The sequence below is a fragment of the Cryobacterium sp. M91 genome (genome assembly GCF_002929615.1).
GTDB lineage: Bacteria > Actinomycetota > Actinomycetes > Actinomycetales > Microbacteriaceae > Cryobacterium > Cryobacterium levicorallinum.
On sequence record NZ_PJJT01000086.1, the window covers coordinates 85,280 to 109,509 of the forward strand.

Genomic DNA, 24,230 nt, shown 5'->3' on the forward strand with positions numbered 1-24,230 from the left:
CGAGTCATGATCAACACCCCCACCACCTCCACTCGCCCGCGCTCCCGCGAGGACAAGCACCACGCGACGAGCTTGCGCGTGGAACGGAGCGCGGTCAGCCTCGTACTGGAACACGGTTTCGACAACGTCACGGTGGATATGATCTGCACCGCGAGCGGCATCTCGCAGCGCACCTTCTTCAACTACTTCAAGACGAAGACGGCCGCCATTATCGGTGCCGAACCGCCGACCATTGACGAGGCAAGCGCTCGCGAGTTCATCGCAGCGCCGGGAGACGACCTGCTGCCCGACGTCCTCGGGCTGATGAGCGCGATGGGGCCGCCGGACGGCATCCACGAGCAGCTCTTCACCGACCGAATTCGGATCTTTGGCCTGCATCCGCAGCTCCTGCAGGAGCAGATGGAACGGATGACCCGGGTCACCGATGAGGTCGCTGAGCTCGTCTACCTGCGACTAGCCCGAGGGGTCGACACAGACACCGAAACCGACGCTGACCGAGTCTTTCGACACGGCCAGGCCGAGCTGCTCACGCACGCCTTGCTGGGCGTGCTGCGGTTCATGGCGCTGCAGTGGATTCCCTGCCCCCAGTTCGGAGCGACGGCCGACCCAAGCCAGGAGGATGGTCGGGAACGCCCCACCCGGCTGACCCTGGCCGAGGCGCTGGACCGCACGGTCACTCTCCTCCGGCAGACGCTGAGCATCCCGGGTCTATAGGAGCTCACCCTGCTCGGTGTCGGATTCGACCGGTAGCCACTTAACGAGAGCCGCGCGCAATTTGGCCAGGTGCAGCGGCCGCATGAGGTACTCGTTCATGCCGACCAAGCGCGACTGGTCAGCATCGCTGCCGCGCACCGCGCTCGCGGTCATGGCCAGAATCGGCATCCGCGTACCGGGCGGCTCGGCCGCCCGGATGGCCGAGACCAGCTCGTAACCGTTCATCTTTGGCAGGTGCAGAGCGGTGATTACCAGGTCGTAGTCGCCGCTCGTCCACCGCGCGAACGCGAGCGCACCGTTGTCGGTCACATCGGCTTCGTAACCCAGCAGGTGCAGCTGCCACAGGATGAGCTTCTGGTTGGTCAGGTTGTCCTCGGCCACGAGGATGCGGGTCGCGCCCGGTGCGCGAACCGCAGCCCGGCTTTCCGGGGAGGGCGAGGCATCCGCTTCTGTGCTGGCCTGCTCGAATTCGTTTCCGCGCTCGAGAACATTTCGGGTGAGCGATCCCGCTTCGTGCGACGCAACCTCATCGTCCACCCGCGGCATGAGCCAGTTGATCGCGTCCTGAAGCTCCTTATAGTGCAGGGGCTTGGTGATGTAGGCGTCGCAGCCAGCGGTGCGGGCTTTTTCCTGGTCTCGGCTCATGGCCATGGCGGTCAGCGCAATCACCGGGATGTCGGCGGTCACCGGATCGTTCTTCAACTCGGTGGTGGCGGCGAAGCCATCCATTCCCGGCAACTGGATGTCCATGAGAACCAAGTCGGGAACTTCGACCCGGGCCAGCAATAATCCACTCTCGGCATCGACCGCTTCCAGTGTCGAATACCCGGCCCGTCGCACCAACAGCTTGGCCAGTTTCATATTGATCGGGTTGTCTTCAATAATCAGAATCCTGGCCACTATTCATCACCCAGATCCAGGCCCGAATTTAGCGCTCGCTTCACCTCGGCTATGAACGCCGTTCGATTGAAATTCTCGGTTCCCAGTACGCGCACGGGCTGGGTCGGGTCGCTGTCGACGGCGGCCAGCTCCTGCTTGGTGAGCCGCTTACCGGTGACCACGAGCACGGGAATGTGTTCGGTATTCGGGTCACTCTGCAGGGCCAGGACCACCTGATAACCGCTAAATCCTTCCATCATCAGGTTGAGCAGCAATAGGTCAGGATGCAGGCGCTGCGCCATCTCGATCGCATCATTCTTGGTGAACGCGCGTTCCACGGCGTACTCCGGGCGAGTCAGGAACCGGGCAATCACATCAACGGTTTCGGGGTCGTCATCGGCCACCAGAACCCGCCGCGTGCGGAGCGCGTCCGGGCCGAGACCCAGCACGTTCAACGATTTCTGCAGAACTACCCGACTGATCGGTTTCTCCAACACGGCCGCCGCACCGTGGGTCAGGGCCAGGGCCACATCGGTATCCCCTGCGACGATCACGATGGGAACCGCCGCCAGATCCGCGAACTCGTGCAGCCGAATCAAGAATCCCCACCCGTCCATTCCCGGCAAGCGGATGTCCAGGGTGATCAGGCTGAGTTGTTGGTGCGGAGCGACGGCGAGGCCTTCCTCGCCGCTGGGGGCGACGATGACGCGAAACCCCTCAGCCTCGAGCAGCAGCCGCAGTACCTCTGCGCTCTTGGCGTCATCCTCTATGACGAGGGCAACGTGTTTCTCCGACTTCGCTTCATGTTCCTGCTGCGCCTGCGACCTGGCGGCCGGCTGGCCGGTTGTGGTCGAGTGCACCTGCCGGTCGGGTCCAACCGGCGTTACCGCTTCCGGCTCGGCCGACTTTGGCGCGACGGCAGCCGGTGCCGGGTTAAACGGATGCGGCTTGGGCCGGTCGGTTGCGCCCGCCACCTTACTCGCCGGTGCCGACTCGCGATCGGTGGTCCCCGTCAATTCGTCTCCCGGCGCCGACCAGGCCGGTGCGACCTGGTCGGTGGCTCCCAGCGGCAGCCACACGACAAAGGTCGAGCCCTCGCCCTCGGCGCTGGCCACGGCCACCGTTCCGCCCTGAATCCCCACCATCTCCTTGACCGTGGCCAGACCGAGGCCGGTGCCCTCAAACCGTCGGGCCAGGGTGCTGTCGATCTGGCTGAAGGCGAGAAAAAGTTTGGACATATTCTCGGAGGAAATGCCCATGCCAGTGTCGTCGACGCGAATTTCGAGGAAATCCAAAACTGTGCTGGCGGGCAGCGGAAAATCGTGCACGGGCCACGAACCGGCAATTTTTCCGACGGCGCTCCGCGGCACCCGTTTGGCCATCAGGGTGACATTCCCATGGTCGGGCGTGAATTTGACCGCGTTCGACAGCAGGTTATAGACGATTTGCTTGGTTTTGCGCATATCGAGAAGCGGCACGCCGAGGTCTTCTGCACCCTCAAAGCGCAACTGGATATCATGGGCGGCCGCTCCGTCGCGCACAATCAGCAGGCTCTGCTCGAGCAACAAGCGCACATCAACGGGTTCCAGCTCGATCTCCATCATTCCAGCCTCGACCTTGGACAGGTCGAGAATGTCATTGATCAGATCGAGCAGGTGATGTCCGCTGGTGAAGATATCTCCGATATAGTCCCGCTGGGAATCGCTCATATCACCCATGAGCCCGTCTTTGAGCGCCTCGGAGAACCCGATGATCGCATTCAGGGGCGTGCGCAATTCGTGCGACATCGTCGCGAGAAACTCCGTCTTCATCCGGCTGGCGTGTTCCAACTCGATGTTGGTCTCCTTAAGCGCCCGTTCGAACCGCTTCCGTTCGGTCACATCCCGGGCAGATGCGAACACGCCCTGAACGACCCGGTCGCGATCGTAGAACGTTGCCGCGTTGTAGGAGACATCCGTTTCATCGCCGTTGAGCGCTTGCACCGTGAGCTCGTAGTCGTTGACCCGGCTCTCGGTGAGGGCTCGCTGAATTGCCGTGTCGGCCCGAGCCGGGTCGGTGAAGAAATTGCGGCAGGGCGCGCCAATGAGTTCGTCCCGCGTTCGGCCGGTCAGTTCGATCATCTGCTGATTGACGTCGGAAATGATTCCCAGGGTGTCGGTCATCATGAGCGCGTCGATATTCGACTCGATCAGTGAGCGCGTATAGAACTGCTGGTCGCGCAACCGCTGGTCCAGCACGGATTGGGCGACCTCCACCTGCTTGCGCGACGTGTTGTCGGTAGCGATCAGCAGGTAGCCGATAATGGCGGCGTCTTCATCACACAGCGCGGTGACCGAGACGATGGCCGGAAACCGGCTGCCATCCTTGCGAATCTTGGTGATTTCATAGATGTCTTCAATACCGCGACTCGCCTTATAGACGAGTGCTTCGAATCCGGGCTGGATCGTGGTGCCGAACTCCAGGCTCAGCTGGGCCGCCCGCATAATAATCTCTTCCGGATCGTGGAGAGCAGCCGGAGTGATCTTGTTTACCACTTCCTCCGCCGTATAGCCGAGCATCCGCTGCGCACCGACGGTGAAAATTTGAATGACGCCCTGGGCGTCGGTGGCGATGCTGGAGAAGTTGGCACTGTTGAAGATCGCGTCCTGCAGACTCACCGTCTGCTGCAGCAAATTCTTCGCCAGGAGCGCCTCTTGCGCTACCGCGCTGTCTCCACCGGGAAGGTTCGCCTTGACCGTAGCTGCGGAATCAGCGGCGGCGGACGGCCGGGAATGATTCTTGCGGTTGTGGGGGGTCATAGTCATCACGCCTTCCGTGATCTATAGAGTGCGCTGTGAGCGTGCGGTGCGGGAACGCTTCACGGTATGGCAGAACAGGCTCGCGGTCGGCAACCTCGCCTCGCTGGATTGCCGCGAGTCGACCGGGGGAATTTCCCTCACTTAAATCTATATCACGAATCGTCAAAATGATCCCCCATCGGGGGTAGTTAAGCTGGTCGGGTCACGCCAGGTGCTGTGCTCATTCGGCACAACGCGCCGAGAAACCCACATCTGGCATCCGCTTGAATTACAAAATTTCACTCTGCCCTGATGAGTCCAAGAACGTCTGATCGGACTTTTTGCCCACGAGTGCAATCCAGTGTCGGTCCACTCGCGCTACTCAGCGCTCCCGCGGTGGAATACCGACGAGAGCCCGTCACCGGTTAGTCCGAAACACCATCCGGCCGGCGCATCCCGGGCAGCCCTGAACGAGTCTTGGCAACGGTCGAGGGTCGAACTAATTTCAGAAGCAGCAAACCCCGATAAGGAGGTATCGATGGCCGAGTTTTTACCCATCCAGCCGTGCCTGTGGTTCGATGACACGGCCCGCGAGGCAATGGAATATACGTTGACGTGTTCCCTGATTCGCGGATCAATTCGATCGTCGAGTACCCCGACGCTGCGCTCGACGAACACTTCGCCGGAATGACCGGCAAGGCGCTGAACGGTTCATTCACCCTGAACGGAGTGGATTTCGTTTGTCTAGACGGCGGGCCCGTTTTCACGTTCAACGAGTCGATCTCCTTCGTGGTGTTGTGCAAGGACCAAGGCGAAATTGACGCGTACTGGGCCAAGCTCTCCCACGTGCCCGATTCTGAGCAGTGCGGCTGGTGCAAAGACCGATTCGGTATCAGCTGGCAGATCATCCCCGAGAATATGGCCGATCTGACTCGCCGACCCGAGCAGATCGGCGTGATGATGGGCCAGAAGAAGATTGTGATCGCGGAACTCGAGAACGCCTGAGCATTTCGTTTCCCGGTACTCATCGCTCAGATCCAGAGCGGATGCCTCGGCGGCGAGAGTCGCGCCGGCGATGTCGCCGTCAGCCGGCGAGCGAAATACCTTCTTGGATTCGATCCAGCATTTGTTCAGGGCTCAAGATTGCGGAATTGGAATTGCAGACGAACCGAGCCATCGAGCGGCAGCACGAGAGTTGTGTTGTGGTTGTCCCAGGCGTTGGGGATGAGAAACATGCGATCCCCTCCGACAATGAGGAGTCGCAGCCCCCAATAGCGGAACCGAAACGTCTCGTCGGCCGACGCGGGCAGCTCGATTTCGTTCACCCGCTCCTCGTCCGGGAGAAAGAGCCGCTCCTCGGTGTCGACAATGACGCTGGGAAGGTTGTCAGGGCGCCGCGCCTGTTGCTGGGCGAGACCCAGGCCCGACCACTGCGCGACCGTGGCCGTCGCCCAGAACACGCAGGCGGCGACCGCAGCCCAGAGCAGCACGACGACGCCCGGAGGCGGGCGGTGACTCGCACCGGCTGTGCGAGCCAGGAACCGCACGGTACCCAGGGAGTACGCTGCGATCGCGCCGCCCAACGCCAGGACGAGCGGAGTGACGAGGGGGTAGTAGCCCCATCCGGCGAGGAGCGGAGAGGCGAGGAGCGCGACGACCCCTATTACCAGGATGACCAGGCCGACGACGACGCCCCGCCTCACCGCAGCCGCACAGCCGGCTCGGCTCGAGCGACGTCGGATCTGCGCGTGCCAGGCGATCAGGGCTGCGCCGACCAGCGCGAACACGAGAAGCGGCAGCATGAGCGGCTGTGGGCTGCGCATCACGTAGTCTTGCGTGCTCAGGCCGATGACGTCGACGTCAACGTCAATGCCGAAGTAGTCGTACTGGGCCCGAGACGAAACGTAGCCGAAATAGAAAAGCAGGGCGCCCAGAAGCGTCGCCGGAGCGATGATGCTGCCGAGAACGTTCAACCGGCGTTCGAACTGTGCACCACCCTCCTTCTCCCCCGGTTCGGGCATCAGGCGGGTCCGCTCAGAGTCGCTCCCAAGCTCTCATCCGCGGGAGGTGCATCGGCGACGGGAGGCGTGTCAAGGGGGATGCTGAGGGTGCTCTCGGTGACTAACGCGGATAAAAATTTCGCGCACTCAAAGGTCTCACCCTCAGCGCAGATGACCTCGCCGGCGATGCTCACGTCCAGCTGCACATCCGGCGAACTCGGCTGTTTGCCGGTCGGCGCGATCGCCAGATCGCAGGTCTGGTTGGCGACGTCGAAGATGAACCCGATGCACGGCGGATTCTCGCCGCTGCATCCAGAATCGGCGAGCGCGTAGGCGTCGTCCGTGAAGGTGGCACCGCTGATCCAGATCTGCACATTCTCCGGAATCCTGAAGTTATCCTGTTCGACGATTCAGTTCACCGTTACGCAATTGTCGGCAAACGTATTTTCGTCAAAACTCACACTGCCACCGATTGAGAGTTGCGCGAGCCCGACCGATATTTTGCTTCCGCCGGTGTCGGGAGGCGGCGCCGGCGACGACGACGTGCTGGGAGCTGACGAGCTGGGGGCGTTTGGGGTGACCTCAGGCTGCTGAGGTTGGGCGACGGCGCACCCCGTCAGGGCCGCCCCGACAAGGGCGATCTCGACGAGAACGACGCCGATGACTGAAAAAGTTCGTCGTGCATCCATGACAACCTCCCGGTGGAGGGTGACGACGAAGCGAAGCGGATGCCGGCCGCGTTCACTCCGGAACGCCACTGATGTTGTGAGTATCCCCCCAGACTGGCTTGCGGGCAACGCCTGCACGACCCGAGGGTGACCAGGTCTCAAGGCTGGGGCGTCCGTTCACGTTGCTCAGGATTCGCGTCCGGAGAATTGGCCGCCTTCGATCCTCAACGCTGCCAGGTTAGGACCTGCTCAAACGTCCACGCTTGACTCCGTACCGCAGGTATCTCACGCGACGACGCATATGCGCCGATATGGCGGTCCCGAGCGAGTCTGCCGCCACTCCTCGAGCGGGCGGTGTCTGGAAAAGAAGAAATGCCCCTGGTTTCCGCGGAAACTCAGCGGCTAGTGCTGGGGTACCTGGACTCGAACCAAGAACAAATGAACCAGAATCATCCGTGTTGCCAATTACACCATACCCCAATGCCTAATCCGAAGATCGGGCCGAGTAGTAGCCTAGCCCACTTGGGCTGGAGAGGCCAAACCGAGGTGTCCCCCGGCGAGTCGAAGCCCCTCCGACCCCGCGGTCAGGCGGCCGTCACTACCGCCAGCGCCCGATCGAGGCGATCCAGAGTTTCAGCCTGCCCAAGAATTTCCATCGACTCGAACAGCGGCGGGGAGATCTTGCGACCCGACAGTGCGACGCGCAGCGGTCCGAAAGCAACACGCGGCTTGAGTCCCAGGCCCTCGATGAGGGTCTCGGCCAGCAGCGTGTGCACACGGTCGGTGGTCCATTCCACTGCAGGAATACCTTCGAGGGCGGTACGACTTGCGCCGAGAATGTCGGCGGCGTTCTGCGGGAGGGAGGCGAGGGCATCCGCTTCGAGAATGAGGTCGGCGCCGGTCACGAAGAGAAAACCGAGCATGGCGGGCGCTTCGCCGAGCAGCGCGATGCGTTCCTGGATGAGCGGGGCGCCCTGAGCGAGCAGGGCCAGGTCGGCGGCGCTCGGGGTCTCGCCGAGCACGCCGGCGGTCACGAGGTAGGGAACCAGGCGGGCGGCGAAGTCGTTCGCTTCGAGCTGGCGAATTTGGTCGCCGTTGATGGATTCGGCCTTCTTGAGGTCGAACCGGGCCGGGTTCGGGTTGACGTTGACGACGTCGAACGCGGCCGTGAACTCGTCGATCGTGAACACGTCGCGGTCGTGCGAGAGCGACCAGCCGAGCAGGGCGAGGTAGTTGAGCAGTCCTTCGGGGATGAATCCACGGTCGCGGTGCAGAAACAGGTTCGCTTCGGCGTCGCGCTTGCTGAGCTTCTTGTTCTTCTCGCCCATGACGTAGGGCAGGTGACCGAAGCTCGGCACGAAGGTGGTCACGCCAATGTCGATGAGCGCGTGGTAGAGCGCGATCTGGCGCGGGGTGCTCGAGAGCAGGTCCTCGCCGCGCAGAACGTGCGTGACGCCCATGAGCGCGTCGTCGACCGGGTTGACGAAGGGGTACAGCGGATGCCCGTTCGGCCGCACGACCACGAAGTCGCTAAACGAGCCGGCCGGGAAGGTGATCTCGCCACGCACGAGGTCATCGAAGGAGAGCTCGGTGTCCGGCACCCGCAGGCGGAGCGCCGGGGAGCGGCCCTCGGCCCGGTAGGCGGCCTTCTGCTCCTCGGTGAGATCGCGCTCGAAGTTGTCGTAGCCCATTTTCGGGTCACGTCCGAGGTCGCGGTTACGCTTCTCGATCTCTTCGCCGGTGACGAAACTCTCGTAGATATGGCCGCTCGCCTTGAGCTGCTCGATGACTCCGCGGTAGATGTCGTAGCGCTCGGACTGGCGGTACGGCGCTTGGGGGCCGCCGACATCCACGCCTTCGTCCCAGTCGAGCCCGAGCCAGCGCATCGCCTCGACGAGCTGGAGAAAACTTTCCTCGCTGTCGCGGGCGGCGTCGGTGTCCTCGATGCGGAAGATCATCGTGCCGCCGGTATGCCGGGCGTAGGCCCAGTTGAACATGGCGGTGCGGACGAGGCCCACGTGGGGCGTTCCGGTTGGAGAGGGGCAGAACCGCACGCGAACGTCGGTTCCGGTGGCGGTAGAAAACGGGTGTGCAGTGGTGTCAGACATTACTCATGATTCTAGTTGGGCGATCCCGGACCTACTTCTGTCCGGGCCCGGGCCCGGAAAGCGGGCCCATGATCGAGCATGGGCCCGCTTTCGTAAGGTGGGCCCGGCGCACGCCGCCTAGACGACCGACGAGATCGCGACCAGCGCGCGCAGCGCAGCGGCCAGGGCTGGTACACGCTCGGCTCCGGCAGCTGTCACGGCGTGCAGGGTGCGATGGTCCTGCCCGGATGTGGCCCGGATAGAGGCGCCCGCGCGCCGGCCGACCGACTCGATCGCGAGGGCAGGAAGCAGCGCGACCCCGATGCCGGCCTCGACCAGGCCAAACACGGCGGCGGCGTTGTCAGTCTCATAGCTGATGCGCGGGGCGAATCCGCGGCGATCGCACAGGTCGAGCAGGTGGCCGCGGCAGCGCGGGCACCCAGCCACCCAGTTCTCGTCGGCGAGGTCGCCGAGGTCGATCGGTGCGGCAGCACCGGCCAGCGGATGCCCGGCCGGCAGCACCAGCATCATCTCGTCTCGCCGCAGGGTCGCCACCCGCAGCCCTTGGGCGCTCTGCCGGTGCGGATCCACGCGGTCGCCCGGGTAGCTGAACGTGATGGCCAGGTCGGCCCGATTCTCGCGCACGGCGGCGACGGCCTCTGGCGGTTCGGCCTCGAGATAGGTGATGCTGATCTGGGCATGCTGCTGCTTCATGCGCGCCAGCAGGCTTGGCACGAGGGTAGCGGATGCCGACGGGAAGGCCACGAGACGCACCAGCCCGGTGCGCAGCCCCTGCAGCTCGGCAATCTCCCCCCCCGGCTGCATCGAGCGCTGTGGCCACGGTCACGGCGTGCCGCGCCAATACGAGGCCGGCCTCGGTCAGTCGCACTCCACGGCCGACACGTTCGACCACGGCGAGCCCGAGCCGCTTCTCGAGCCGTTTGAGCTGCTGGCTCACTGCCGGCTGGCTGTAGCCGAGGGCGGGTGATGGACCCGAATTCGTGCACCGCCCCCACGACCCTCAGTGCGTTGGCGCCGATGTCGGGGTTCTCGCCGGGCAAATGGATCATGTCCTCAATCATAATTCTTAGTTATGCAATGCATCAGATACTGGCCGTTGTCGCATGCATTCTCGATGGTCACACTAGAAACATGAGCCCCGCAGCAACGAGCACCAGCAGCCCCACCGCCAAAACGGCCACCAACCCGGGCGCCGGCAAGACCGCTGACACGAGCACGAGCACGAGCACGAGCACGACGACGGTAACCCTCCTCGAAGCCCGCGCCCGCTACGCCTCGGGCCGCGGCTACCTCGCCGCCTGCACCCTCGGACTGCCCACGATCGACACGATCGCCGCGATGCGCGCCGATACCGAGGCCTGGGCCGGCGGCCAGGCCTGCGCCTCCCGCTACGGTGAGGTCGTCGAGCGCGTACGCGTCGGGTACGCCGATCTGGTGAACGTCACAGCCCACAGCGTCGCGATCGGCTCGCAGACCTCAGTCATGGCCGGCCTGATCGCCGCGAGCCTGCCCGACGGTGCCGAAGTGGTGCTGCCCCTCGGTGACTTCAGCTCGATGGTGTTCCCGTTTCTGGCCCAGGCGCACCGCGGCGTGACCGTGCGGCAGGTCCCCCTCGCCGATCTGGCCTCGAGTCTCACCGCGAACACATGGCTGGTCGCCTTCTCGCTCGTGCAATCCGCCACCGGAACTGTCGCCGACAGCGACGCCATCCGGGCCGCCGCACGTGTAACAGGTACCTTCACACTCTGCGACACCACCCAGGCCGCCGGGTGGATGCCGGTCGACGCCTCCCAGTTCGACGCTACTATCTGCCACAGCTACAAGTGGCTCTGCGCCCCGCGCGGCGTTGCGTTCTTCACGGTCGCCGAGACTTTCGCCGCACAACTGCACCCGATCAATGCCGGATGGTATGCGGGAGACGACCTGTGGGCATCCTGCTATGGTCCGGCGATGGCGCTTGCTGCCGAGGCCCGCCGGTTCGACGTATCGCCGGCCTGGCCGGCCTGGGTCGGTGCCGAACCGGCCATCGACCTGTTCCGCCGTCTGGATATGACCGAAGTGCGCGCCCACACTGCGGGGCTCGGTGATGCCCTGAGTGACGGTCTCGGCTTGCCTCGGCTTGATCAGGCCATCGTCAGCTGGCCGGATGCCGGTGGCCGCGACCTCGCTCGCCTCGCCTCCGCCGGAATCACCGCCTCTGGCCGCGCCGGTCGAGCCCGCGTGGCGTTCCATCTTTGGAATGATCGGGACGACGTGGACGCCGTGCTGGACGCGCTGCGCCGCGGCTAGGTACAGCCAGGCAACGCTGGGCATACGTTCGCTGTCGGCGACGCCGAGCCCCTGGGCCCGACGTCGCCCGCCGTTATGCTTTCTCGGCGACGGCCGCAATAATCGCCTCGGCGAGGGCGCCCGATGAGGCCGGGTTCTGACCGGTGTAGAGGTTGCGGTCGATCTCCATGTGCGGAGCGAATGATTCGCCGGCGATGAAGTCGGCGCCCAGTTCGACCAGGCGGCTCTGCACCAGCCACGGAGCCTTCGGAGCCAGTCCGCCGAGAACCTCTTCGGCGTCCGTGAAGCCGGTCATCCGGTAGCCGGTGAACGGCCAGCTGTCGTCGGCACGCTGAGCAGCGAGCAGGGCGGCCGGGGCGTGGCAGAGCACGCCGAGGATGCGGCCGGTGTCGAGAGATTCGGTGAGGATGCGCCCAGAGTCGGCGTCCACAGCGAGGTCTTCCATCGGGCCGTGACCGCCCGGGTAGAACACCACGTCGTAGTCGGCCACGGTGATGTCGTCAAGGCTGAGCGGTTCATCGAGCTGGCTGGAGATGGTTCCGATGTAGTCGATGATCTGTGCTGCACGGTCCTCTCCCCCGGCCGCATCGGCACGGAGGCTGACCGGGTCGATGGTCGGGGCCACACCGCCCGGTGTGGCGATGCTGATCTGCCAGCCGGCGGCGGAGAACAGGCGGTGCGGCTCGGCGAGCTCTTCAGCCCAATAACCGGTGAGGTGCAAGCTGCCGTCGTTGAGGGTCCAGTGGTCAGCAGCGCTGACGACGAAAAGTACGTGGGTCATAGTGTCTCCGTTTTCAGTGAAGTCGTTCGCGGAATTGTGCGGGGTGATTCGAATCATAGGGTCGGGATGAGCCCGCCCGTGCGAACGACCATTTTGCCGGTGTTCTCGCCGCGCATGAGGCCGAGGAACGCTTCGACACTGTTCTCGACGCCGTCGACGACGGTCTCGTCGAAGACGATCTCGCCGGAGTCCAGCCAGGCGGCCATCTCGGCGGAGAATGCCGGAAGGTGGGCCCAGTAGTTGCCGATGGTGAATCCCCTGAGGGTCAGGCCGCGGGTGACAATGTTGGACAGGTTGTTCGGACCGGCCGGGGCATCCGTGCTGTTGTACAAGGAGATAGCGCCGCACAGGGCCGCGCGGCCGCCGTCGTTGAAGGAGGCCAGGGCTGCCTCGAGGTGCTCACCGCCGACGTTGTCGAAGTACACGTCGATGCCGTCGGGTGCTGCAGCGGCGAGCTGGTCCGTGATCGAACCGTCCTTGTAGTTGAACGCGGCGTCGAAGCCGTACTTGCTGGTGAGCAGCGCGACCTTCTCGGGCGATCCGGCGGAGCCGATGACGCGCTTGGCGCCCTTGAGTCGGGCGATCTGGCCGACCATGCTGCCGACCGCTCCGGCTGCGCCGGAGACGAACACGGTGTCGCCTTCCTTGAGCCCCGCGATTTCGAGCAGGCCGACGTAGGCGGTCAGGGCGGTCATGCCGAGCACCCCGAGGTATGCGGAGGCCGGAACGCCGGGGAGCTCGGGAACGACCCTGAAGCCGGCGGCGTCCTCCTGCACCAGGTCACGCCAGCCGTACTGATGGGTGACGACGTCGCCGATGGCGAACGCCTCGTTTGCGGAGGCGATGACGCGGCCGACAGCCGCGCCGGTCATGGTCTCACCGAGCACGAACGGCGGTATGTAGCTCTTCACATCGTTCATCCGGCCACGCATGTACGGGTCGACGGAGATGAATTCATTCGCGACTCGAATCTGGCCGGCCGCAAGTTCCGGCAGGTCGACGGTCACGGTGCGGAAGTCCGCATCCGTCGGCCAGCCGACGGGACGGTTCACGAGCTGGATCTGGGTACTGACGGTATTTGACGCCATGGTCGGCTCCTCTGCTAGTTCTAGAACGATCGTTTTACTATATAGTAGACTCATCGGTGCACAAAATTGTCCGATCGTCGGACAGGATTCAAGGAGCGAACATGGGGCGGATGCAGACCTTTGACAGCGGAGTGGTCGTGCAGGCTGCGCGAAACCTGTTCTGGGACAAGGGGTTCGACGGCGCATCCCTGGCCGAGCTGGAGGCGGCCACGGGCGTCGGGCGGTCCAGCCTGTACCACGCGTTCGGGAGCAAACGCGGGCTCTTCGACGCCGCGGTCACCGACTATCTGGAGACCGTTATCCGGCCGCGGCTGGCCGGATTGCGAGCGGGCCCCCGCGATTCCTCAGCCCTGCTCGAGTACTTCGCCGGCCTCGCCCGCGCAACGGTCACGCAGGCCCCCGACTCAGCGCAGACCGGATGCCTTCTGGTCAATTGCGCCGCCGGCCTCGCCGCGCACGACGAGCCGACCCGCGCCGTCGTGGAGGGATACCGCATCGAGTTGACCGATGCGCTCAGGCACGCACTCGAATCGGCCGCGGCACCGTCATCGTCAGCGGCGGAATCCGTCGACGAGCGCGTGCGCACCCTGGCCTCCCTGTCCCTGAGCGCAATGCTCGTCGCCCGGGTGAACCGGGATGAGGCGATCGCCCTGCTGAACACGGCGTCGAACCAGGTCAGGATCTGGTTCCCCGACGCCCCCGACTGAGTCCGGCGCCCGGATCCGGGCCCGGGCTTTGCCTGGATCTTGGTGCCCGCTCGCGGGTCAAGCCGGGCGCACCACCGGGTTCACCAGCGAACCGATGCCCGCGATCGCCATCGTGATCGTGTCCCCATCGACGACGGCCGCGGGCGTGTCCAGGCGTCCGGGCAGGATCACATCACCGGGCAACAGCGTGAACACGCTCGAGGCGAACGCGACCAGGGCAGAAACCGTGTCCTCTGTCATGCGGTCGTCATCGTCAAGCGCGACCGCCTGAAATTCCTCGTCGTTGATAAGCCCGCGCAGCGCTGATGACGCCTCATCGAATTCAGTCTCGATGACCGGACCGAGCGGCAAAAACGTGTCGAAGGCGCCCGCTACACCCGAAGCGAGGTTGGCCGCGGTGACGACCGTCGCGACGGTGTAGCCAAAGACGCGGCTCAAAGCATCCGCTGGCGAAACGTTCTTGGCGATCTTGCCGATGATGATGGCGAGCTGGCCGTCGACCTCAATCTGCTCCGACGCGGCCGGCAGCACGACGGCGTCGCCGGGGCCGACGACGGCGGTGTTCGGCCGCAGCACGAACGCCTCGGCCGAGACCATAGCAACGACCTTCGACCGCGGAATCACCGGCGCGAGCAGCTTCACGTCGGCCAGGGCGACCCGGTCGCCGGTCGTGTCGAAGCCGGCGAACATCGGGTCGCTGGTGAGCACGACCAGTTCGTCGTCGTCAACGATGCCGAACGCGATGGCGCCCTGGTAGCTGTAGCGTGCGATCTTCACGTGTCTCATTCCCGCCCGCAAAGGCCAAAAGGTTCAGCTTAGCCGGGTGAGCCAACCGTGACGGTCGGGCAGGCGCCCATACTGAATGTCGGTGAGTTCCTGGCGCAGCGACAGGGTGATCTCGCCGGCGGGGGCATCCGCGTCACCGATCGTGAAGTCGCGCGCCTTGAGCTGGCCGATCGGGGTGACGACGGCGGCGGTTCCGCAGGCAAAGACCTCGGTGATGGCACCGGATGCGACACCCTCACGCCACTCCCCGAGCGTCACTTCGCGTTCCTCCACCGTCATACCTCGGTCGCGGGCGAGCTGCATGATGCTGTCGCGGGTGACGCCTTCCAGAATGGATCCGGTCAGGCGCGGCGTGACGAGCGTGTCGGTGCCGTGCACGAAGAACACGTTCATACCGCCGAGCTCGTCGATGTGGCTGCCGGTCTCGCCGTCGAGAAAGAGCACCTGGGCACAGCCGTTTTCGTAGGCTTCCATCTGGGGCAGCAGCGACGCGGCGTAGTTGCCGCCGCACTTGGCAGCGCCGGTACCGCCGCGACCGGCGCGGGAGTATTCGGTCGACAGCCAGATCTTCACCGGGGCAACGCCGTCGGCGAAGTAGGCGCCGGCCGGGCTGGCGATGACGTAGAAGCTCACCTGGTGGGCGGCGCGCACGCCGAGAAAGCTCTCGTTGGCGATCATGAACGGGCGCAAGTAGAGGCTCGTCTCCGGCGCTGAAGGAACCCAGTCGCCGTCGATCGCGATCATCTGCCTGATCGACTCGATGAAGTCGTCGACGGACAGCTCGGGCAAAGCCAGCCGGTGCGCGGAACGCTGCAGGCGCTGGGCGTTCTTCTCGGGCCGGAAGGTCCAGATCGTGTTGTCGGCGTGCCGGTACGCTTTGAGACCCTCGAAGATCTCCTGGCCGTAGTGCAGCACCGACGAGGCGGGGTCGAGCAGCAGCGGTCCGTAGGGTGTGACGCGGGCGTCGTCCCAGCCGGCATCGACCGACCAATCAATGGTGACCATGTGGTCGGTGAAGTGCTTGCCAAAGCCCGGGTCGGCGAGAATTTCGGCGCGTTCGGCTTCGGCGCGGGCCTCGGTCGACGGGGTGACGGTGAAGTTCAGGGGAAACGTTGTGGTCTTGCTCATTTGAGTACCTTGTCTGTCAAAAGCGTCACGATGGCGTCTCCCACCTCAGCCGTGCTGCGTCGCACCGAAGTGGAGCGGCGCGCCAGGTCGTCGGCAACCGCGTCGTTGACGCGAGCCGCGGCATCCGTCAGCCCGAGATGATCGAGCAGCAGCGCCACCGAGAGGATGGCCGCGGTCGGGTCGGCGAGTTGCTGGCCGGCGATATCGGGGGCCGAGCCGTGCACCGGCTCGAACATGCTGGGAAAGCGGCCCGTCGGGTTGATATTGCCGGAGGCTGCCAGGCCGATGCCGCCGCTGATTGCCGCTGCCAGGTCGGTGAGAATATCGCCAAAGAGGTTGTCCGTGACGAGTACATCGAATCTACCCGGATTCGTGACAAAGAAAATGGTCGCCGCGTCGACGTGCAGGTAATCCACCGCGACCTGAGGGTACTCCAGCGCCACCTCGTTCACGATGCGCTGCCACAGGCTGCCGGCGAAGACCAGCACGTTGGTCTTGTGCACCAGGGTGAGGCGCTTGCGCTCACGCCCCTGGGCGACCTCGAAGGCGTAGCGCACGACGCGTTCGACGCCGTAGGCGGTGTTGACCGAGACCTCGTTGGCGACCTCCTGCGGGGTGCCACGGCGAATGGCGCCGCCGTTGCCGACGTAGGGACCTTCGGTTCCCTCGCGCACGACGACGAAGTCAACCACGCCGGGGGCGGCGAGCGGGCTCGTCACACCGGGGTAGATCGTGCAGGGCCGCAGGTTCACGTAGTGATCGAGGGCGAAGCGCAGGCCGAGCAGCAAGCCCCGCTCAATGTTGGCGTCTTTCAGCCGTGGGTCGCCGGGAACGCCGCCGACGGCGCCGAGCAGAACGGCATCGTGCTGCTGAATCGACGCGAGGTCAGCGTCGGTGAGCACATCACCGGTTTCGAGGAACCGCGCGGCGCCCAGCTGAAAGGTGCTCGTCTCAATCGTGACGTCATCGCGGGCAGTGACGGCGCCGAGTACCTTCACGGCCTCAGCGACAACTTCCGGTCCAATCCCGTCTCCGGGAATGACAGCGAGTTTGATAGTACGAGACATGCGGCTCCGAACAGTCAACGAACACCTAAATTGCGTATAGTCAAACCTTACCTTTGTCGCCGAAGTGCCTAGGCTTGTCGCCAAGGCACCACCAATGGAGAGCAGGAAATCATGAGTATCGGACTAGGAATCTTTCTGCTGGTCGTCGGCGCCATTCTGGTCTGGGCCCTCGACGTGACCGTCACCGGCATTGATCTGACGCTCGTCGGCTACATTCTGCTCGCGGCCGGCGCGCTGGTGACGATCCTCGGCATCGTGTTGATGACCCGCCGCCGCAACAGCGTGAGCACCACCCGCACAATCGCCGACCCGGCGAACGGCGAGCAGGTCACCCGTCGCGAGAACTCGATCGACGACCTGTAGCTCGGCCCCAGCACGCGAAAGCGGGTGAAGTGTTGCTTCAGCACTCGCGAAACACCGCTTCACCCGCTTTCGCGGGCTTTAGCGGGCCCGGCGCAGCGACAGCAGCGCCACGACGGCCGCTCCGAGCACCAGCGCGACGCCGATCCAGGCGGTCAGGCCCACACCGCTGTCGAAGGCGTGTCGGGCCGACTCGAGCAGCTGCTCCCCGGCCGCGGGCGAAAGATGGCCAGCCACGGACACCGCCCCGCCGAGAGTCTCCCCCGCCGCCAGCCGGTCGGCCGCGCTCAGGCCGTCCGGCAACAGTACCGCCGCCCGGTAGGACACGGTGAGGATGGTGCCGAGTACGGCCGTTCCGAGCACCGCTCCCAGTTCGTAGGCTGTTTCAGACACAGCGGATGCCGCCCCTGCCTTGTCGGCCGGCGCGGTCGCCACGATGAGCTCGTTCGAGACGGTTTCGGCCGCGCCGATTCCGATGCCGAGCAGCACGAAGGCGACGCCGATCCAGAACGCATCGATTGCACCGCCGCGCAGCGCGATCGACGCGAATCCAGCCACCGACACCAGCAGCGCCACGGGCACCACCCGCGACGGCCGTACCCGGCGTGCAATCGGCACGATCAGCAGTCCGGCCACGATCATCGCGGCCAGGCCGGGAACGAGCACCAGCCCAGCGTTCAACGGCGACAACCCGAGCACGAGTTGCAGGTGCTGCGAGATGAAGAACAGGCAGCCGACCAGCGCCGTGACACTGAGCAAGTTGACGCCGACCGCGCCGCTGAAAGCGCCGCGTCGAAACAGCCCCATGTCGAGCATGGGGTTCGGCACATGCAGCTGTCGACGCACGAACCAGACGCCGAGCCCCAGTCCGAGCGCGATCGGGGCGACCGTGATCCAGGTCACGCCGTGCTCGGCGATGCTCTTGATGCCGTAGACGATCGGCAGCATGGTGCCGAGTGAGAGGGCAATACTGAGCAGGTCGATGCGCCCCGGGTGCGGATCCCGCGATTCGGTCACCAGAATTGGCGCCAGCACGAGCAGCGGCAGCAGAACGGGAACGGCGATCAGAAAGACCGAGCCCCAGGCGAAGTGCTCGAGCAGAATGCCGCCGACCACCGGGCCAAGGGCGCTGCCAGCCGCAAAGCCGGTGGCCCAAATCGCGATAGCGAGGCGACGCTGGTCGCGGTCGACGAAGGTGGAACGCAGCAGCGACAGAGTCGACGGCATGAGCATGGCGCCGAAGAATCCGAGGGCGGCGCGGGCGATGATGAGCCCCTCGATGCTCGGGGCGAAGGCCGCGAACACCGATACCACACCGAAGCCGGCCGAACCGATCATCAGCAGGCGGCGACGTCCGATGCGGTCGCCCAGGCTGCCCATTGCCACGAGCAGGCCGGCGAGCACGAGCGGGTAGATGTCGACCATCCAGAGCAGCTGCACCCCGGTCGGCCGAGTCGCCTCCGAGATGGCGGGGAGCGCAAAGTTGAGCACGGTGTTGTCGATCGACACCAGCAGCACCGGAAGCATCAGCACCGCGAGCGCCCACCATCGTCGGCGATCGTGCACGACTGTCAGAGCGGACACGGCGCCGCGCGCCTGCGGGGTCGCGCTGCTCAGGGCGGTGCTGGTCAGGTCAAGGGGCTGGGTGGGAACAACAGGGGCAGACACGATCTCAACACTCTCTGGGTAGTTTTTGCGACCGCTCCTTCAGCGGCACAAGGTTTACTGTACCGGCTGGACGGTATAGTTGTCCAGCGTGAAGCCCGCCCATTTCGGTACCATGGGCCAATGTCGAAAAATGTGCCAGCATCATCCGTTCCTACCCGGGATCGTCTGCTCGATGCCTTCGAGGAGTTGCTGGTCGAGGGCGGAGAGCGCTCGGCAACGCTGGATGCCGTCGCGGCGGCCGCTGCGGTCTCCAAGGGCGGACTGCTCTATCACTTCAGCTCGAAAGGCGCCCTGATCGAGGGCATGCTGGCCCGTCTCGATGCGCTCGCGAAAGAGGATGCCGAGAACATCCGCACGGCCCCGGCCGGCCCGGTCGACTACCTCATTCGAACCTCGGTGCACACCGGCAGCCCGCTCGACCGCGCCTACATCGCTGGCTCCCGCCTCGCCCAGGGTCGCGATCCACGGGCCATGCAGGTGCTCGGCGACATTCGGCGGCGCTGGCTCTCGGTCATCGAAGACGCTGTCCACGACCCGGATACCGCCGAGGCGATCATGCTCATTAGCGACGGACTCTACGTCAACAGTTCGCTGGCCGAACACGAACTGGCGCCGCAGGAGCACACCGCCGAGTCCATGACCCGGCTGATCACCCTGATCGGCCGGATCCTACCGCAGACCTGAACCGGATATCCCGCTGCCCACGCCGCGCGGGGTCGTAAAACGTCCTAAACCAACCCCGGCAGTACGATTTGCGACCCTTCGGACTCACTTCGCGCGTCGGAGTCGTTTAACAGCGGATGCGAGTGGGCGCCGGCCTTGCCTCTGCCCACTCGCATCCGTTTTGAAGAGAGCTAGTCGGTGAGGACGATCTCCACCATGATCTCGGCTTCGATGGCCGCGCGAACAGAGGCCAGCAGACCGGCCGGAACCTCGGAGTCGACGGTCAGAACGCTGAGAGCCTTGCCGCCGGCCACGTGGCGGGCGATCTGCATGCCGGCGATGTTAATGGTGGCGTTACCGAATTCGCGGCCATACACGGCGACGATTCCGGGGCGGTCGGTGTAAAGCATGACGATAAGGTTCTTGGCGAACGGAACCTCGACGTCGTAACCGTTGATCTCGACGATCTTCTCGATCTGCTTGGTGCCGGTAAGGGTACCCGAGACGGAGACCTGCGAACCATCGGCGAGGGCTCCGCGCAGGGTGATCACGTTGCGATACTCGGGCGATTCAGCGTCGGTGAGCATGCGCACGGTGACACCGCGCTGATCGGCCAACAGCGGCGCGTTGACGTAGGAGACGGTTTCGCTGACCACGTTGGTGAAGATGCCCTTGAGCGCGGCGAGCTTGAGCACGCTGACGTCGTACTCGACGAGTTCGCCGCGCACCTCGATGTCGACGCTCGTGAGCGGGCTGTGGGCGGCGAGACCGGAGAAGACCTGGCCGAGCTTTTCGACCAGCGGGATGCCGGGACGCACGTAGGGATCGATGACGCCACCGGCGACGTTGACCGCGTCGGGCACGAGCTCGCCCGACAGTGCGAGGCGCACGGACTTGGCGACGGAGACGCCGGCCTTCTCCTGCGCCTCGTCGGTCGACGCACCGAGGTGCGGCGTGGTGATGATGTTGTCGAGGCCGAGCAGCGGCGAGCCGGTCGGCGGTTCACTGACGAACACGTCGAGGCCGGCGCCGGCGATGGTGCCGGCGACGAGGGCTTCGTGCAGTGCGTCTTCGTCGATGAGTCCGCCGCGGGCGACGTTGACGACGAACGCGGTCGGCTTCATGAGCTTGAGCTGGGCTGCACCGATCATTCCGGTGGTCTCCGGCGTCTTCGGCATGTGAATCGTGACGAAGTCGGACTGCGCGAGCAGTTCATCGAGGGTGACCGGGGTCACGCCGAGCTGCTGGGCGCGCGCCGAGGTGATGTAGGGGTCGTAGGCGATGACGTTGGTGCCGAAGGCCTGCATGCGCGCGGTGATCAGGGCGCCGATGCGGCCGAGACCGATGATGCCGATGGTCTTTTCGTACAGCTCGGTGCCGGTGTACTTGGAGCGCTTCCACTGACCGTCGGCGAGAGCGCCGGAGGCGGCGGGGATGTGACGGGCGAGGCTCAGGATGTGCCCGACGGTCAGCTCAGCGGCCGAGATGATGTTGGAGGTGGGAGCGTTGACGACCATGACGCCGGCCGCGGTGGCCGCCTTAATATCAACGTTGTCCAGGCCGACGCCCGCACGAGCGATGACCTTCAGGAACGGAGCGGCCTGAATCGCTTCGGCATCCATTTTGGTGGCGGAGCGCACCAGAACGGCCTGCGCGGTGGCGAGCTCGGCGAACAGCGCGGAGCGATCCGTGCCGTCTACCTGGTGAATGTCAAAGTCGGGCCCGAGAGCATCGACGGTGGCGGGGGAAAGTTCTTCGGCGATCAGGACGACGGGCTTCGACAATAAAATCGGATCCTTAGATTGCGGGTGTTGGTGGCAGGGCAATAGGCGCCACTCTTTTTCCACCCTACCGGCTGCACAATAGAGCCATGAGCAGCGACGTAATAGACGGACTCCAACTGGCCCTGCGGGTTATTCTCGCGGTGGTCTTCATCGGCGCCGGGATCATCCATTTTCTGCCCTCGGTGCAGCGCACCATGGCGGCGATGATTCCGCCGCGCCTGCGCACGGCGGGCTGGACCAACCCGACCAACCTCGTACTGTTCACCGGGCTGTGCGAGCTGGCCGGCGGCTTCGGGTTGCTGTATCCCCCGACTATGCTGCTAGCTGCTGGGGCTCTCGTGCTGTTTCTGGCGGCGGTGTTTCCGGCTAACGCCTATGCCGCCCGGCACAAGAAACGATTCGGGCGGATCGCGATTCCGTTCGTTCCCCGACTCATCGCCCAACTGGTGCTGATGGCTCTGATCGTGGTCGCCGTGATCTAGTCAGGCGATCAGCCGACCGAGGCCGAACACCGTGGCGATGTCGAGCGACAGGGCAGCAACCGCACAGAGTCCGACGAGCAGGGTCAGCGCCTGCACTCCGAAGGCCCGGTTGCGGCCGAGCCAGAAGGCCAGGGCGTAGACCAGCACCGGCAGGAGTACCGCAAAGATCAGCACGGCCCAGCCGAAGCCGCTCAGCTGGGTGTCGAGGGACTGCGCCTGCAAATTCAGACCGACCAGGTTGCCGATGGCTTCCCAGACGTCGTAGGCGTAGAACAGCCCGATGAACAGTGCGATGGTCAGCAGGATCCAGCGCGGCGGGCGGCGACGGTGCACGGTATTCGTACCAACGGTGCCGGTGGGCTCGAGGTCGCTCATCCGGGGAGCCCCGATCCGAGCAGGAAGGGCCCGGGAATCAAAACGACCGCGCCGATCAGCAACCAGACCCAGCGTGCGCGCGGCCGGCTCAGGGTGAGCCAGAAGGTCGCCCCAAACCAGATCACGGGTGCCGCCACGGCCAGCCAGCCGCCGAGGGAGGTCATAAAATCGGCGACGGGATCGCCCGAAATGAGAACCGTCGAACGCGCGAGACGGGACACGCCAATGAACCAGCCGATCGAGTAGAGCAGGTACATTCCGGCGAGGATGCCCACGCCCACCAGGGCGGCCGAGCTCGCGGCCGCGCCATCCGATTCGGTCTTATCGGCATCCGCTGCGATGTCGGTGGGGGCAGCATCCTTTTTGGGGGTGGTCCACCCCTCCGGCAGGCTGGTCGTCTCTGGCGCGGCCCGACCGGTTCCCCCGGGAGCCAACGTCGGGTCGTCGTCACCGGCCCAGTTCAGCGCATCGTCGTCGCGTGTGGCATTCATTTTTCCAGAGTATCCGGTTGCCGCCGAAGCTACCCGAACAGCGGCTTCAGAGCGGTGACCAGTTGTTGCACGCCCAACACGATGAAGAGCAGCGCGCAGATGCCCAGCGCACCGTTGGTGAACCACTTATTGCGCCATTCCCGCGGGATGCGCTTGCCGTTCAACAGTCCCAGCAGGGTGATGGCGAGAAACGGCATGAACAGTGAGCCAAGTACGCCGTAGGCCAGAATGAGGCCGATCGGTGAGCCGAGCAAAAACAGGATCATGGGCGGAAAGGTGAGCCATAACAGGTAGAACTTGAAGTATTTGCCACCGACGAGGGTGTCGGGGTGGCCGGACTTCTTACCGCGCATATTGCCCCAGAAGTCGGCGAACATGAGGCTCACGCCGTTCCACACACCGATGATCGATGAGAACGATGCCGCCCAGAAGCCCACCAGAAATCCGGTACCGACGACGACGCCGTACTTCTCGTTGAGCACCGTGGAGAGGTCGAGCAGTCCCTTGTCCCCCGCGCTCAGGGTGATACCGGCAGCGGCGACCACCTCGGCGCCGACGATGAGCATGGCGACGACGAAGATGCCGGTCATGACGTAGGCCATGCGGTTGTCGATGCGCATGACTTTCATCCAGCGCGGAGTGGACCAACCCTTTTCGCGCAGCCAGTAGCCGTAAGCGGCGAGGGTGATGGTGCCGCCGACACCGCCGGCCAAAGCGAGCGTGTAAAGCACTCCCCCCTCAGGAATGATCGGCACGAGGCCGGTGAGCATGGCCGGAAAGTCGGGCACGGCGATGACGGCGAGGCCGACGACGGTGATGAACATGATGCCGACGAGCACTGCTGTGACCTTCTCGAAGAAGGCGTAGCGGCCGAACCAGACCATGGTCAGACCGGCGAGACCCATGAGAACGGCCCAGACCGGCAGCGGAAAGACCGGAAACAGTGCGGCGAGGGGCAGGGCAGCGGAGGACATGGCTGTGGCCCCGTAGACGAATCCCCACAACATAATGTACGGCCCGAAGTACCAAGTGGTCCACTTGCCGAGGGACCGCCAGCCCTCGAAGATGGTCATGCCGGTAGCGAGGGTGTACCGGCCGGCGCCCTCGACCAGCACGATCTTAAGGATCACGCCGAGAATGACCGCCCAGAGCAGGGCGTAGCCGTATCGGGATCCGGCGACGAGGGTGGCAACCATGTCGGCGGCTCCGACGCCGGTCGCGGCCACGACCAGTCCGGGGCCAACGATCTTCCATTTGGGAAGCGGACCGTCGTCGAGGGGGGCAGGGGAGACCAGCTTGACGTCGCCGGTGTTGTTGCCTGAGGTCATGGTGGTACCGGCCTTACGCGAGTGGAAAGGAGGCCCCACAGGCCCCCGTTTTGCAGGACTTGCGGCGAAGCTGTGCATCGGTGCACA

Annotated in this window: 23 protein-coding genes and 1 tRNA gene; 7 read left to right on the forward strand and 17 right to left on the reverse strand. The window is 64.8% G+C overall.

The features are described from left to right. The first annotated feature begins 6 nt into the window (after positions 1-6). Positions 7-714, forward strand: coding sequence for a TetR/AcrR family transcriptional regulator (locus CXY80_RS11595; RefSeq protein WP_104132604.1), 708 nt, complete (start codon positions 7-9; stop codon positions 712-714). Here CXY80_RS11595 and CXY80_RS11600 read toward each other — a convergent pair. Continuing rightward, positions 709-1,614: a response regulator gene (locus CXY80_RS11600; protein ID WP_104132605.1), complete on the reverse strand. Its 906-nt coding sequence runs from the start codon at positions 1,612-1,614 to the stop codon at positions 709-711. The two genes, CXY80_RS11595 and CXY80_RS11600, sit on opposite strands and share 6 nt — an antisense overlap. Beyond that, positions 1,614-4,397: a response regulator gene (locus CXY80_RS11605; protein WP_146070723.1), complete on the reverse strand. Its 2,784-nt coding sequence runs from the start codon at positions 4,395-4,397 to the stop codon at positions 1,614-1,616. Before CXY80_RS11605 ends, CXY80_RS11600 begins: the two co-directional genes overlap by 1 nt. A gap of 588 nt (positions 4,398-4,985) precedes the next feature. Between CXY80_RS11605 and CXY80_RS11610 the strand changes: the two genes are divergently transcribed. Then, positions 4,986-5,375 carry a VOC family protein gene (locus tag CXY80_RS11610; RefSeq protein ID WP_233195305.1) on the forward strand — a complete coding sequence of 130 codons (390 nt, stop codon included), beginning with the start codon at positions 4,986-4,988 and terminating at the stop codon, positions 5,373-5,375. 125 nt (positions 5,376-5,500) lie between these two features. On the opposite strand, the gene CXY80_RS11620 is transcribed toward CXY80_RS11610, so the two are convergent. The 5 genes from CXY80_RS11620 to CXY80_RS11645 all read right to left on the reverse strand — a co-directional run bounded on the left by CXY80_RS11620 (position 5,501) and on the right by CXY80_RS11645 (position 9,950). Further along, complete coding sequence (locus CXY80_RS11620; protein ID WP_199182260.1) at positions 5,501-6,391, reverse strand: hypothetical protein; 891 nt, start codon at positions 6,389-6,391, stop codon at positions 5,501-5,503. Next, a complete protein-coding gene (locus CXY80_RS11625) occupies positions 6,391-6,744 on the reverse strand; it encodes a hypothetical protein (RefSeq protein ID WP_092449265.1) in 354 nt (117 codons plus the stop codon). Before CXY80_RS11625 ends, CXY80_RS11620 begins: the two co-directional genes overlap by 1 nt. A gap of 702 nt (positions 6,745-7,446) precedes the next feature. Then, positions 7,447-7,518 (reverse strand) — tRNA-Gln (locus CXY80_RS11635). Between the two features lie 104 nt (positions 7,519-7,622). Next, on the reverse strand, positions 7,623-9,146 hold the full coding sequence (gltX, locus tag CXY80_RS11640; protein WP_104132608.1) for a glutamate--tRNA ligase: 1,524 nt from the start codon (positions 9,144-9,146) through the stop codon (positions 7,623-7,625). Positions 9,147-9,263: 117 nt separating this feature from the next. Then, complete coding sequence (locus CXY80_RS11645; RefSeq protein WP_233195307.1) at positions 9,264-9,950, reverse strand: LysR substrate-binding domain-containing protein; 687 nt, start codon at positions 9,948-9,950, stop codon at positions 9,264-9,266. A gap of 327 nt (positions 9,951-10,277) precedes the next feature. Here CXY80_RS11645 and CXY80_RS11650 point away from each other — a divergent pair, with 327 nt between their 5' ends. After that, positions 10,278-11,435, forward strand: a complete 1,158-nt coding sequence (locus CXY80_RS11650; RefSeq protein ID WP_104132609.1) for an aminotransferase class V-fold PLP-dependent enzyme — start codon at positions 10,278-10,280, stop codon at positions 11,433-11,435. Between the two features lie 73 nt (positions 11,436-11,508). Here the strand turns inward: CXY80_RS11650 and CXY80_RS11655 are convergent, their stop codons facing one another. Continuing rightward, positions 11,509-12,216: a type 1 glutamine amidotransferase domain-containing protein gene (locus CXY80_RS11655; RefSeq protein WP_104132683.1), complete on the reverse strand. Its 708-nt coding sequence runs from the start codon at positions 12,214-12,216 to the stop codon at positions 11,509-11,511. Positions 12,217-12,269: 53 nt separating this feature from the next. Further along, positions 12,270-13,304, reverse strand: a complete 1,035-nt coding sequence (locus CXY80_RS11660) for an NADP-dependent oxidoreductase (RefSeq protein WP_104132610.1) — start codon at positions 13,302-13,304, stop codon at positions 12,270-12,272. 101 nt (positions 13,305-13,405) lie between these two features. Here CXY80_RS11660 and CXY80_RS11665 point away from each other — a divergent pair, with 101 nt between their 5' ends. Next, on the forward strand, positions 13,406-14,011 hold the full coding sequence (locus tag CXY80_RS11665; protein WP_104132611.1) for a TetR/AcrR family transcriptional regulator: 606 nt from the start codon (positions 13,406-13,408) through the stop codon (positions 14,009-14,011). Positions 14,012-14,068: 57 nt separating this feature from the next. Here CXY80_RS11665 and CXY80_RS11670 read toward each other — a convergent pair whose 3' ends face one another. The 3 genes from CXY80_RS11670 to CXY80_RS11680 are packed head-to-tail and all read right to left on the reverse strand — an operon-like array spanning position 14,069 to position 16,992. Next, positions 14,069-14,788, reverse strand: a complete 720-nt coding sequence (locus tag CXY80_RS11670; protein ID WP_104132612.1) for a fumarylacetoacetate hydrolase family protein — start codon at positions 14,786-14,788, stop codon at positions 14,069-14,071. Positions 14,789-14,821: 33 nt separating this feature from the next. Further along, positions 14,822-15,925, reverse strand: a complete 1,104-nt coding sequence (locus CXY80_RS11675) for a branched-chain amino acid aminotransferase (protein ID WP_104132613.1) — start codon at positions 15,923-15,925, stop codon at positions 14,822-14,824. After that, the gene (locus tag CXY80_RS11680) at positions 15,922-16,992 is read right to left on the reverse strand and encodes a 3-isopropylmalate dehydrogenase (RefSeq protein WP_104132614.1); all 1,071 of its coding nucleotides are present in this window, start codon (positions 16,990-16,992) and stop codon (positions 15,922-15,924) included. The genes CXY80_RS11675 and CXY80_RS11680 overlap by 4 nt, the downstream gene beginning before the upstream one ends. A 111-nt stretch (positions 16,993-17,103) precedes the next feature. Between CXY80_RS11680 and CXY80_RS11685 the strand changes: the two genes are divergently transcribed. Continuing rightward, a complete protein-coding gene (locus tag CXY80_RS11685; RefSeq protein ID WP_092341415.1) occupies positions 17,104-17,355 on the forward strand; it encodes a DUF6458 family protein in 252 nt (83 codons plus the stop codon). A 78-nt stretch (positions 17,356-17,433) separates the two neighbouring features. Here CXY80_RS11685 and CXY80_RS11690 read toward each other — a convergent pair whose 3' ends face one another. Then, on the reverse strand, positions 17,434-18,936 hold the full coding sequence (locus CXY80_RS11690) for an MFS transporter (RefSeq protein ID WP_233195340.1): 1,503 nt from the start codon (positions 18,934-18,936) through the stop codon (positions 17,434-17,436). A 204-nt stretch (positions 18,937-19,140) separates the two neighbouring features. Between CXY80_RS11690 and CXY80_RS20465 the strand changes: the two genes are divergently transcribed. Further along, a complete protein-coding gene (locus CXY80_RS20465; RefSeq protein WP_092449274.1) occupies positions 19,141-19,704 on the forward strand; it encodes a TetR/AcrR family transcriptional regulator in 564 nt (187 codons plus the stop codon). 170 nt (positions 19,705-19,874) lie between these two features. On the opposite strand, the gene serA is transcribed toward CXY80_RS20465, so the two are convergent. Beyond that, complete coding sequence (gene serA / locus CXY80_RS11700) at positions 19,875-21,467, reverse strand: phosphoglycerate dehydrogenase (protein ID WP_092449275.1); 1,593 nt, start codon at positions 21,465-21,467, stop codon at positions 19,875-19,877. Positions 21,468-21,553: 86 nt separating this feature from the next. On the opposite strand from serA, the gene CXY80_RS11705 reads away from it, so the two are divergent. Further along, positions 21,554-21,949 (forward strand): DoxX family membrane protein, encoded by a 396-nt coding sequence (locus CXY80_RS11705; RefSeq protein WP_092449276.1) that lies wholly within the window; start codon positions 21,554-21,556, stop codon positions 21,947-21,949. On the opposite strand, the gene CXY80_RS11710 is transcribed toward CXY80_RS11705, so the two are convergent. Genes CXY80_RS11710 through CXY80_RS11720 form a run of 3 tightly spaced genes read right to left on the reverse strand, consistent with a single transcriptional unit; the run spans position 21,950 to position 24,143 of the window. Then, entirely contained in the window at positions 21,950-22,324 is a 375-nt protein-coding gene (locus tag CXY80_RS11710; protein ID WP_092449277.1) for a hypothetical protein, read from the reverse strand. It lies immediately after the preceding gene. Beyond that, entirely contained in the window at positions 22,321-22,815 is a 495-nt protein-coding gene (locus CXY80_RS11715) for a DNA polymerase III subunit gamma/tau (RefSeq protein WP_104132615.1), read from the reverse strand. Before CXY80_RS11715 ends, CXY80_RS11710 begins: the two co-directional genes overlap by 4 nt. A gap of 29 nt (positions 22,816-22,844) precedes the next feature. Then, positions 22,845-24,143, reverse strand: coding sequence for an Nramp family divalent metal transporter (locus CXY80_RS11720; protein WP_092449279.1), 1,299 nt, complete (start codon positions 24,141-24,143; stop codon positions 22,845-22,847). Positions 24,144-24,230 lie beyond the last annotated feature (87 nt).